The 11887-nt window shown below is 39.3% G+C and carries 8 protein-coding genes; 3 read left to right on the top strand and 5 right to left on the bottom strand.

Annotated features, from left to right (window positions below; all coding sequences use genetic code 11):
- Positions 1-13 precede the first annotated feature (13 nt).
- Complete coding sequence (locus tag V7K79_RS17420) at positions 14-487, bottom strand: ABA4-like family protein (RefSeq protein ID WP_335049256.1); 474 nt, start codon at positions 485-487, stop codon at positions 14-16.
- A gap of 315 nt (positions 488-802) precedes the next feature.
- Positions 803-1987, bottom strand: a complete 1185-nt coding sequence (locus V7K79_RS17415; protein WP_335049255.1) for an acyl-CoA dehydrogenase family protein — start codon at positions 1985-1987, stop codon at positions 803-805.
- A 651-nt stretch (positions 1988-2638) separates the two neighbouring features.
- On the opposite strand from V7K79_RS17415, the gene V7K79_RS17410 reads away from it, so the two are divergent.
- Positions 2639-4324, top strand: a complete 1686-nt coding sequence (locus tag V7K79_RS17410) for an iron uptake porin (protein ID WP_335049254.1) — start codon at positions 2639-2641, stop codon at positions 4322-4324.
- 295 nt (positions 4325-4619) lie between these two features.
- Here the strand turns inward: V7K79_RS17410 and V7K79_RS17405 are convergent, their stop codons facing one another.
- The 3 genes from V7K79_RS17405 to sfnG form a co-directional block, all read right to left on the bottom strand.
- Positions 4620-5669: a hypothetical protein gene (locus V7K79_RS17405; protein ID WP_335049253.1), complete on the bottom strand. Its 1050-nt coding sequence runs from the start codon at positions 5667-5669 to the stop codon at positions 4620-4622.
- 28 nt (positions 5670-5697) lie between these two features.
- Positions 5698-6966: an SfnB family sulfur acquisition oxidoreductase gene (locus tag V7K79_RS17400; protein WP_335049252.1), complete on the bottom strand. Its 1269-nt coding sequence runs from the start codon at positions 6964-6966 to the stop codon at positions 5698-5700.
- A gap of 131 nt (positions 6967-7097) precedes the next feature.
- On the bottom strand, positions 7098-8195 hold the full coding sequence (gene sfnG, locus V7K79_RS17395) for a dimethylsulfone monooxygenase SfnG (protein WP_335049251.1): 1098 nt from the start codon (positions 8193-8195) through the stop codon (positions 7098-7100).
- Positions 8196-8767: 572 nt separating this feature from the next.
- Between sfnG and V7K79_RS17390 the strand changes: the two genes are divergently transcribed.
- Together V7K79_RS17390 and V7K79_RS17385 are read left to right on the top strand one after the other, a co-directional pair.
- A complete protein-coding gene (locus V7K79_RS17390) occupies positions 8768-9817 on the top strand; it encodes an LLM class flavin-dependent oxidoreductase (protein WP_335049250.1) in 1050 nt (349 codons plus the stop codon).
- A 23-nt stretch (positions 9818-9840) separates the two neighbouring features.
- Complete coding sequence (locus tag V7K79_RS17385) at positions 9841-11859, top strand: LysR family transcriptional regulator (protein ID WP_335049249.1); 2019 nt, start codon at positions 9841-9843, stop codon at positions 11857-11859.
- Positions 11860-11887: the final 28 nt, after the last annotated feature.

Below are 11887 nucleotides of genomic sequence, written 5' to 3'. Positions count from 1 at the left end.
CCTAATATATGTGCTAATTGATTACTTTTTGTTCTGTTAATATTGCCTTTTCATTCTGCTGAAATTTTGGGAAAAACTTCTTAGTAATCCAGTCAGTTAAAATGTGAGACAGTAATCCCAAAGGCCCAGCAAACAAAGATAAAGCCAGAGAGTGAATTGTCCAAACACCTGTTTTTTGTCCTTCCCAATAAATCCAGCGACCAACAAATAAATCCATCACTAAAAAATGAATCCAACCTGTTGCCGCAGCTGTTTCATCTGCAAAAAAACGCGCAATATCAGCTAATTGAGGATTCGATAAAGCTTGAGCATTTTCTGGGGTAATACTGTTAATAAACAAATATAAATATATTCCTGCTAACAGCACAAAGGGTATATATGATGACATTATCCACCGTGTGACTTTCCAGTTAGGCAATAAAATCATCAACGCCCAAAATGGCAATACGAAAAGATTGGCAACGTTAAATAGTTGAGAAATCGTCATATTTGTATAAAGTAAAGAGTTAAGAATTTGAAGTTATTGTTGTTTTTTGTTTTGAATTAACTTTAGCAGATATAGCAATCCGATTTGATTCGGAGAATTACTCGTAGAGACTGGGGACTAGGGACTGGGGGCTGGGGACTGGGAAAAAGGAATAAAGGTGTACTGAGTTTTTTCACGCAATCAAATATGAGTCCTATATATCCCCAACTTTGGAAATAAGTAGGGTATCTCGATATAATTATAAAGCTATAAGCTGTGATTTAATTTCTGAAGACTTCAAATCACGTCTGATTATCTACACCAATAACCCTATAACTATGAATAAAAGTTAGGTTGTGGCAGTTCATCATTTAACGCCCAATTTCCGATCTCTTGAATTTTGTAATCTACCGGATCGTGGAGAGTGAACGTGCGGAGATTACGCCAATAGCGATCAAAGCCGTACTTTGCATTAGTAGCGCGTGCGCCCATAACTTCAAAAATGCGGTTAGTAATGTCTAAACCGACTCTAGTCGCTGCAACTTTTGCAGTAGCGACGCAAAGCGCACATTCCCCACGTTGTTTGGCGGTGAGTGACCATTCTTCTTCCCAAGCCGCTTGTAGTAATTCTCCTGCTTGCTCAGTCAAGCTCTTAGCTGCTTGGAGTTCAACCCATATTTGGCCATAGTGCTGGAGGATGTAAGGATCTTGGGTTGCACTCTCTACACCTGATGTCAGCCAAGGTTTTGCATTAGTTGCGGTATATGTTTTAGCAGCCTCAAATGCTCCTTGGGCAATTCCCAAGTAGATATTAGCAAGATTCAATTGAGTTAAGCAGGCACGAATAGTGTTGAAGTGTTGACTAAGTTTGTCTATACTACCGAGAATTTCGTCAGGGTACACTAACACATTCTCAAAAGTAACACTACCACTATCTGTTTGGCGTTGCCCGATATTATCCCAATCATGGTGAACAGTAACGCCTTGCCGTTGGGTAGGAATTACTAAAATATTCAATTCACTAGTTTTTTGATGAATGGCAGTAATCGGTAATATATCGGAGTCAACAGAGCCAGAGCAAAAGCTTTTAATTCCGTTGAGACGAAAATAATCATTTTCCGGTGTCAGAGTCGCTCTTTTATCTAAAGGATTGAGGGCATTGCACCAAAACCAATTATTGTGAATAGTTTCTGAGTAATATCGCTGTTTTTGCGCTGCCGATCCAAAGATATGTGGAATTACTACGCCTAAATGATGGTAAGAAAAGATGTGAGCAATGGAACTATCAACCTTAGCAAACTCGCGGGTAATTCGCAGAACGGTAATCCAGCTTTGCCCTAAACCACCGTATTCTGTGGGTACGATCAGTTTCAGTAAGTTACTTTGGCGCAAGCGATCGCGTTCGTGCTTTGGCGTTCCCCCTTTAGCATCCCGCTCTACAGCAGTCTGGGCAAATTCCTCTGCTAAAGACTTAGCTAGATCGAGATAACTTTGAGACTCTTTCGCTTTGATTAATTGCATACTTTACCACTTCTCCTACTAACCTTATTGTGAGAAGTAACTATAAATTTGACTGGAAACTTTTAATTTAAAATAGTTTTACAAAACTACTTTATTACAAAACCAGTATTGCATATCCTAAATAACAAAGCAAGCTAAAAAAATAAAATTTGCAAAGTTTTCTAAGTTTTTAATGCAACATAAAAAATATTTTATCGAAACAAAAGCTGAATCATAATTTTAAATTTTTTTTCGACTCTACTTGTCTTTAGAGAATATATATGCAATATTATTAATTCAAAGGCAAAATCTACTTAAACTTGATATTTATATAGTATTTTATGGTTAATTGCCGATATAATCTGATTATTCTGTAAAAAAATTATGATTTTACAGATAGGTATTATCTTGACAAATAGATGATCTTGTGCAAGAAATCTGTTTGTGTGAAAACAAGTTTTTTTTACACTGAAATATGCAGATAAAAATACCAGAAATTAACTGATACATCTGGTTATATCTCGAAGTGTAGCAATCTTAGTTAAAAATTTCGAGTGTTAAATTAATTCAACATTATCAGGACTAGTCATGATTTTTTAGCTTGACAAGTCACTGAAATGTGTGATGGCTTTCACTAGATTTTTCAAACTAAAAATATAAGGAGTGGTAGAAATGTTCAATCGTTCATTTCATAATTTATTCATAGAATCGATGGTTTTGGGGGCTACTTTGCTAGCCAGTACATCAGCCCATGCTGAAGACAGTAATTTAGTGGCTAGGACTGAGACTCAAACAAATATACCAATTGCGATCGCGCAGCCTGCCGCAAGCATCACCAATTTTGGAAACAATTTTTCGGTAACAACCATCGCCCAAACGCCCAAAATTCCTGCAATCAATACTGATGCAAATTTCCAACAGACAAATAGTATGTCTCAGGTAACATCTGTATCTCAGTTTTCAGATATACAACCAAATGATTGGGCGTTTATTGCACTCCAGTCTTTAGTTGAGCGTTATGGATGTATTGCAGGGTATTCAAATAGTACTTATCGGGGAAACCGCGCCATCACTCGTTACGAATTTGCAGCAGGCTTAAATGCTTGTTTATCTCGGATCAACGAGCTAATTACAACAGCTACATCTGACTTAGTTACCAAACAAGACTTAACTACCCTACAAAGACTGCAAAAAGAATTTAGTACTGAACTAGCAACTCTACGGGGTCGCGTTGATAATTTAGAACCTAGAACTGCGGAACTAGAAGCAAATCAGTTTTCCACAACTACAAAGCTTACTACGGAAGCCATTTTTGTAATTACGAATGCTTTCCAAGGCTCAGTTAATGGTGATAACACAGTTTTTCAAGATAGAGTTCGCCTCGTATTCAAAACTAGCTTTACAGGTAAAGACTCTCTATATACTCGTCTAAGTACTGGAAACACTAATATTTTGCAGCTTCCTGGTGGTTCAGCCGAAGGTTTGCAAACCTTCAATCTTGCTCCTAGTAACAACAACCTGGCCGTAGATTGGCTTTCTTACTATTTCCCAGTTGGTAGCAAAATTGATGCTTATATAGGAGCCGTGAACGGAGTATATTTTGATTTTGTTCCAACTCTGAGTCCCTATTTGGATAGTGCCACAGGCGGCCGTCGCGCTTTGACAGAATTTGCTTCCTCTAGTCCTATCTATCGTATTGGTGGTGGTGCAGGTGGGGGATTCAATTATCGATTAACTGACCGATTAGTATTGAGCTTGGCTTACTTAGCAGGAGATCATGCCAATCCTCAGCTTGATAGCGGTTTTTTTAATGGTCAATATAGTGCATTTGGACAAATAGCATGGAACCCCAACAAGAACTCTGGTATTGGTTTGACTTATGTAAATGCTTACCAAAATCGGGGAGGAATATTTGACCTTGGTAGTGGTTTTACACTCGTCGGAACAGCTCAAGCCAATACTCCATTTGAGCGGACGATTACCAACTCCTACGGAGTAGAAGCTTTCTATAAATTTAATCCCCGATTTGCAGTCAATGGGTTTTTTGGCTACACTAACGCCAAGAATCTAGCAGGTAGTGGTAGTGCAGATATTTGGTACTATGCTTTAGGATTGGCATTCCCAGATTTAGGTAAACAAGGCAACCTTGGTGGCGTTCTTGTAGGTGCAGAACCTTATCGAGGTGGTAATCCTGAACCTGCAAACGATTTATCCTTACATATTGAAGGCTTTTACAAGTATCAGCTTACAGATAACATTGCTATCACCCCTGGCGTAATTTGGATAACGGCTCCTGCTCAAAACAATGACAATCAAGATGCGGTAATTGGCACTCTCAGGACAACCTTCACGTTTTAAATCATTTCAGCAACGTTAAAATTTTTGGCGTTGCTGATTGAGTAATATCAATTTTCTTCATGCATAGGACTTACACAAAAAAACTCTCTAACTTTAATTCCTCTGTGTTCTCTGCGTTCTCTGTGGTTTGATTTTCCGTGACCTGTGCGTAAGTCCTGATGCAGAGACTCTGTAGATGCAAAGATTAAAAGTTGAGAATTTTTTCGTTTATTTAGCTCGTCCTCTCACCTACTTCACAGCTATTAACTAATGCTTAATTGGTAATTTAATTCTTAACTACGAATTACGAATTATTCTAACCTCTTTCACGATTTAAGCTCAGGGGTTGTTCTTCAACTAATAACGGTGCATCCTGCCAAAGGCTAATTCCGTCGTATAGTCCTGGAGCCATTAAGAATACTTGTACCCAAAGAATATTAAACCACCAATAAAGCCCTTGGATAATATTTTCCTGGCCTACCAAATATACTGTCAGCAGGTACAACAAGACCGAAATTATTAAACTAGCAACAGATGCAACTATGCCTTTTATGGGCTGTGACAACTCTGTGAAAGGCCACATATTGAATTGCCAAACAAATCCTAAACCAACAGTTGTCCAAATTGCTGCAAAGGTTGGGCCTGTCGTTGTTGTAAATAAATCCAGTCCTAGCTGTTTGAGGAATAATTTTGTAATCAGAGTGAGTAACAAAATAATACCTGTATGAAGTAACCCCAAACGTGGCATTCCTAGTTCCAATTTGTTCAAAGGCCAACGTTCAAAAAAACTGCCGAATACTGTCGAACAAGGAAACCAATACCAAGGAATGTAAAACGATTGAAGTCCCCACATTTGCGGCAAAAAGGTGAAAGCAGGGGCAATAAAGAAGATGGCAAAAAAGATATTGAGAAAGCCGCTAACTGGATGCCAGTTGCGTACTTCGTTAGTGGTGACAATAGTATTGTCAAAGAAGAACAAACTGGCGGCGGCGGCAATGATTGCTGTTTGTCCCCACAAGCCAACAGGTGTATCAGTGAGAATTGCTTTTGCAGAGATGGTTTTCCAAATTTCTCCAGTTATGTAAACTAGCGCTAACAGCACTACTAAATTCACTGTTCCTCGTCCAAATCGGGTAGGAGAAAAGCGAGAACCTGGATAGCCGTTGAGGGAAAAACCTATATGCCACCACCAGACGAAGCATATAGTGATGTAAGTCAACTTTGTTCCCACATTCAACTGAAGAACTTGACCAAAAATGAGTTCAAAAATATAGCTAATAACAGCAATTACGGCAATGAAAAGCAGTCCCTTAAATGGCTGGCTTTTCCAAATGCTTCGCCTTTCGGTTGGGTTCGCAACGCTCATAGTATCAACTTAAATAATGTTGGATTTATCAGGGGTAAAGCATTCTGGCAAATGTTAATTCTGAAAGCTTCACCCCAGTAAAGAATGCTGCAATTACAACCAAGGATGGCGCGTAAACACCATTGAGGAAGTAGTTACCAACAGCGTAGTACTTCCAACGCACGGGATCGTGGAGTGTGTGAGCGCGGGCATTTCGCCAGTGGCGATTGTAGTTGAATTCCTCTAATGTGGACTTAGTACCTGCTAGTTCAAATAATTTGTTGGTAGCTAGTAATGCTGCTTCGGTGGCTAAGGCTTTGGCTTCAGCAACTGCAATGGATGCTTCAACTACCTTGGGTTCTTCTAAGCCTGACTCGTTGGCGATGTCAAGAAATTCGCCTGCACGACGTAGCAATGCTTCAGAAGCGTGAACCTGAATTTGGACATTGCCTAAGTTATAGAGCGTTAGCGGATCTTCGTAACCTTTTTCTAAATTGCTGTCAACCCAAGGGCGGGTATGCTTACGAACGAAGTGGATGGTGTCACGGACTGCGGCTTTAGCAATTCCCACGTCTACGGCGGCTTGGATGATTTGGGCGATCGCACCCATTGGTGTAGCCCTCTCAAAGGCTAAGTAGTGCGGAATCACGTGTTCTGCCTTAACTTTCACATTTTCAATAATCGTAGTGCCGCTAGCAGTGGTACGCTGTCCGAAGCTTGTCCAATCATCAAGTAGGGTTAATCCTTCAGCATCTCTTTCGACAAATGCCACCACTGTCTTACCATCTGGATTACTGGCAATCACTGGAACCCAATGTGCCAATAGTGCCCCAGCAGAGTAGTATTTGCGTCCGTTGAGTGCGAAGTCAGAGCCATCTGGTGTTAATTTTGTCTGCACATCGTTGACAGACTTAGTGCCAATTTCTGAGAAGGCGTTACCAAAGCGCTTACCTTGTAGAACCAAATCAAAGAAGAATTTCTTCTGCTCATCTGTACCATCCAACCGGACTGCTTCCACCATGTAGAGGTGGTTTTGGGGAATTTGACCGAGGCTAGAATCAGCTTCGGAGATGATTTTAACTACTTCTGCTAAAGTGGCACTTGATACAAAAGCACCGCCATACTCTTTCGGGACTGTAATTCCCCACAATCCACTCTGGGAAAACTTTTCTACCTCCTCAGCAGGTAAACGCCGATTTTGATCGCGCTCTGAGTCTCCCTTGGCAAACTCAGCTGCTAGTTCGTGAGCGATCGCGATCGCTTCTTTATCATCCCGAATAATATGCGCCTTCTGGTCAGTATCAATTACTGATGTCATAGTAAAACTCCTTGATTGTGATTAAGTCACTCATAATCTCCACTACTATGAAGACAGCCTTTGGGTTTTTCTTGATGCCATTTAGCTTTAATCCACAAAACCCGCTCCTACAGAGTATGTTGCTTGTTAATCTACACTCCAACCAACTCATCAGCTGTCCGAGGATTAGCTTTCAGTTCGCGCACAATTGGGATTACTGTCTTACCAAATGCTGGTAAATCATCTGTGTAGTGTAAGAAGCCACTAAGAATTAGATCGACTCCTACTTCATGGAACTGGCGAATCTTTTCAGCAACTTGTTCAGCCGTGCCAATCAAGCCCGATCGGAAGCCATCGTTATACTGCACCAAATCTTCAAAATTGGAATTCGCCCACATTCCCTGACGTTCACGAGTCGAAGCTCCCGCCTGTTTCACCGCTTCGCCAAATCCTTTCACCGCTTCCACATCAGCTTGGGCAATAATATCGCGCAATACTTCATGCGCTTCTGCTTCCGTATCTCGCACGATGATAAAGGAATTCAAACCAAACTTAATTTTGCGTCCTGCTTGACGAGCTAATTCAGATACTTCTGCAATCTGCTCTTTCACCCCTTCTATGGTGTTGCCATTCATGAAATACCAATCAGAGACGCGGCCAGCCATCCGCCGTGCAGCTTTGGAGTTACCACCTTGGAATATCTCCGGGTGGGGATTCTGATTAATTGGTCTAGGCTTCACCCAACCGCCGTTAATACGATAAAAGTCGCCTTTGAAGTGAAACTCATCTTCAGTCCACAAACCTTTGAGAACGCGGATAAATTCTTCTGAACGACGATAGCGTTCGTCATGGTCTAACCAATGTTCACCATATATAGTGAATTCATCTTTGAACCAACCGCTAACTACATTCAAAGCAAACCGTCCGTTAGAGAGAAAATCAATGCTGGCACCCATTTTGGCAACTACTCCCGGATGCCACAATCCAGGGTGAACTGCTGCAATCAATTTCAATTTCTTGGTGACAGGAGCTAGAGCCGACACAGTTGTAAGTGCCTCTAGTTGGTACTCAGCGCCATAGCTAGCGATAAATCTGGCTTGTGCTAGAGCATATTCAAATCCAACTTCTTCAGCTGTCTGAGCTAGTTGAGCATTATATTCGTAAGTCCAATCTGTGCGTTGGGGAATTTTACTAACAACTAACCCACCGCTAACGTTGGGAATCCAGTACGCGAATTTAATATCTACCATAATTGGGCGTTTGTAGTTGAAATTGCTTGGTTATTTGTCTAAGTTTGCAAGTCAAGCAACAAAATCTAATTTGTGATCACTAACAAATTAGCTAAAACTCGATCGGAGAAAATTTTAGTCAAAATTGAAAGCTTGAGAGTGGTTGCAAACTACTTTGAGTTTACAAGTAGACAATTCTTTGATGGCAATAATATACCATAACTCGACTGTGCTACCGTAGTTTTTAATGAATCAGACTTTATCACAACAATTTTTCTAACGGCGTGACTCAATATACTTAAATTCCATTTTCATATTCCATTTTGGAATACTGCCCAATTTTTCTGAGTATTTAATGATTTTTTATACCTACTGGCTACCATCCTGATTCAGTCAGAGTAATCAGGAATCGGGACATCGACAGAGTATCGATACTATTCCAGATCGTGATAAGTAAATGCTTCTCATCTAGTATCTGCAACTATACACAGCAGAAATAAATGTGGTAGTGTGAACTACTAAATTACGGTAGAAATATCTAGCTACCGTAGTTTACTGAATGTCTCGTAAAAAAAAGCATAGGAAAAACATTTATGCCACTTCAGTTTGGAATTTGGTCGCCGGTCTGTGGTGGATGGTTGCGAGTTGTCAACCATGAAGCTAATTTGTCTACACAAGATTTGGTAAAGCTGGCAGTTCAGGCAGACGAGTTAGGTTATGACTTCTATTACATTCCCGAACATTACTTAAATGCAGTTCACGGGCCTAACTATAATGTCGCTGACGCTTGGATTACGGCAGCTTTAGCAAGTTTGAACACCAAGAATATCAAGATTGTTGCGGCTGTACAACCTGGTTTTAAACTGCCTGCGGTAGTTGCCAATTTGAGTGCAAACATTCAAAATCAGTTTAGTAACGGCAGATTTGCTCTCAGTGGTATTGCAGGTTGGTGGAAATTAGAAGTAGAAAGCTATGGAGATATCTGGCTACCTCATAGCGATCGCTACGCACGACTATCAGAGTACATTGATGTAATCAAGGGTCTGTGGACAGTTGAAGGGTTTAATTATGTTGGCAAATACTACACCATTAAGGGTGGTATTCTTGCAGATCAGCCGACACCAATACCACCCATTTTCATTGCTGGGGAATCAGACAGGGCGATTAACCTAGCGGCTCGTCTAGGAGATTATTTATTTATCAATGCTGATGATCCAGAAAAAACGGCAGCATTGGTGCAGAAAGTGAAAAGATTGGCTAGCGATCGCTACGGTCGTCAGATAAAAGTAGCAATGAGTGCGTTTGCGATCGTTTGTGAAGATACAGCTCAAGCCCAAGCCAGATTAGAAGCGATTTATCGTTCTGCTGATTGGCAGCAAATCGAGTACTTCCAAGAGCAAATCGATCCTAACGTAGTTGCCCATAACAAACTAGATATCAGTCAAACCATTGAAGCCAATCTCGGTTTATCTGCTCAACTGGTTGGCGATCGCTATACTATTATTAACCGCCTGAAAGAATACGAAGCCGTTGGCGTTGACTTAATAGTACTGAAATTTGAATCTATGTTGGAAGACACTATTCGCTTCCACAAACTAGTTATTTCCGAATATAGACAGCAGAGTAGCTTAATTACCTTGTAATTAAAAATCTTGCCTTACTTAGCATGAATAAGATTAAACTCGAAGACATTACCCTAAATCACCTCAAAATTTTAAAAGCAGTAGATGACTGTGGTAGCTTCTCTAAAGCAGCACAAAAACTAGGTTATAGTCAAGCATTAATTAGTAAAAAAGTCAAACAAATAGAGGATTACTTTGGAGTAGTTCTCCTAAATCGCTCTCCTGGCTCTATATGTTTGACTAATAAAGGCAGGAAATTGATTTCCCAGACACTTAATGTTGTAGAAACTGTAGAAAATCTCCAAGAAGAATTTCAGGCAACATTTAGCGCTGAGGGCGAAGATTTGATATTGGGAGCTACTAGTTTAATTTTAGAAGTCTGGCTCAAACAATATTTGCAGCGATTTCAGCTTTGTTTCCCAGGTAGAAATATTAAAGAGATTGCGATTAAAAATAGTAGATTTTTTTCCAATTCTCAACTTCTAGAAATGGATCTTTTGCTCAACAGTTGCGCTGGATACAAAGAAGAACACCACTGCACTAGATTAAAAACTCATAAAATGCTGTTGGTATCTTTTGGGGCAAGTAAATATCTCAATGAGCATAGCCCAGTTAAGATAAATGATATCAATCTGGCTGATGTTGTACTTTTAGAAGAGGTTCATCAAGAACTATCTAAAAATGAATTTTTGATGAACAAATTAAGCGGTGTACAGGTGCTACACAGTTATCAAGATGTACTAAACTACGCTGAAAAAAATAAAAAGCTAACTATCTTACCTGACTTTTGCCAAGCTGATATAATATCTCAATACCAAGTTTTAACTTTTCCGATTCAAGATATCAATGAATATGGAATTTATCTTCATGTTCCTCGCTTTAGTGAATTGTTAATATCCGCAGAGAGCTTGGTAAGAAGTTTTAGACTAGATGCAGATAACTTAGGAAGTTTGCCCAACGTAAATTTATTTTTAGGTAGCTGTTCTCCCAAAGAAGAAAATGTTTTGAGGATAGGTATTCAGAGAGATTCTATAGGACAGTTGATTGCTGGATATGGAACTAAATATATTTCTGATTTACAGAGAGCATCATCACTTGAACAGACTATTTTCAAAAATATTGAAATTAATCGAGATTTCGAGCTACAAATTCTGCCGTTTGCTTCTGGGGAACAAATGAACCGACAGATGAAACGGGGAGAAGTAGATATTTGTATTTTAGATGATATTTCTCTGTTGAATAATGGTAGCCAATTCTTTGATGATTTAAGTTTTGGTTCTAAATTAATTGGGATTGCTTCATATAATCTTTTGGGTCAAGATATAAATATTGTTTTGCATAAAGATTCTTTTATAAACACTATCCAGGATCTAAAAGGTAAACGAATTTCTACTTTATTTGGTTCAAATGCCCATAGGTTCATCATTACTCTTTTTGACCTCTATGATATGGATGTCAGTAAAGATTGCAGATTAGTGAATGAAGATCCTCGTAGAGCAAGTAAGAGTTTGGCAAATAAAACTATCGATGCTTACGTATGTTGTCAGACTTTTGCCTCAATTTTAGAAGCTTATGCTTTTGTCAGAAAGCTGCCTCTATCTCAAACAATTAATTTAAGAATTCCATCAATCAGAGGAATTGTTTGTCGTTCGCAGTTCATTAAAGAAAACCCGAAAATTGTAGTTGCTTATTTACATGATTTAGTGGTTGCTAACTATTGGTTTAATTCATCTCCAATCAAAGCAGCAGATTTATTAACTAAAATGATTGATGTAAGAACAACTCAAGTAAATCAGTTTTTTAATCCTGTATTTGGGAACCGCATCGATCCAACTCTTAAACCTCAATGGTCTTGGTTGCTAAAAACTTTAAATCGCAGGTTGGAAGGAAAATATGGTATTTCGCTATTTGATGTAGATTTCTGGATAGATGATTATTTTTTAAGACTTGTCTATAACTTGCTGAATCTAGATTATCACTTTCATCAAGTTTCTTTTGCAAGTGAATTTTCTAGCAGCTATTTTGTTGAAGAACAGTTTAGCCGACATATAAAAGTTCTGTAATGCTTTAAGTTAGAGGTAGTTATACTAA

It is taken from the genome of Nostoc sp., assembly GCF_036917575.1.
GTDB lineage: Bacteria > Cyanobacteriota > Cyanobacteriia > Cyanobacteriales > Nostocaceae > Nostoc.
This window is presented reverse-complemented; position numbering and strand designations above follow the sequence as displayed.

Coding starts and splice junctions, on each gene's coding strand:
- V7K79_RS17420 (WP_335049256.1), bottom strand. CDS start 487: ATGACGATTTCTCAACTATTTAACGTTGCCAATCTTTTCGTATTGCCA.
- V7K79_RS17415 (WP_335049255.1), bottom strand. CDS start 1,987: ATGCAATTAATCAAAGCGAAAGAGTCTCAAAGTTATCTCGATCTAGCT.
- V7K79_RS17410 (WP_335049254.1), top strand. CDS start 2,639: ATGTTCAATCGTTCATTTCATAATTTATTCATAGAATCGATGGTTTTG.
- V7K79_RS17405 (WP_335049253.1), bottom strand. CDS start 5,669: ATGAGCGTTGCGAACCCAACCGAAAGGCGAAGCATTTGGAAAAGCCAG.
- V7K79_RS17400 (WP_335049252.1), bottom strand. CDS start 6,966: ATGACATCAGTAATTGATACTGACCAGAAGGCGCATATTATTCGGGAT.
- sfnG (WP_335049251.1), bottom strand. CDS start 8,195: ATGGTAGATATTAAATTCGCGTACTGGATTCCCAACGTTAGCGGTGGG.
- V7K79_RS17390 (WP_335049250.1), top strand. CDS start 8,768: ATGCCACTTCAGTTTGGAATTTGGTCGCCGGTCTGTGGTGGATGGTTG.
- V7K79_RS17385 (WP_335049249.1), top strand. CDS start 9,841: ATGAATAAGATTAAACTCGAAGACATTACCCTAAATCACCTCAAAATT.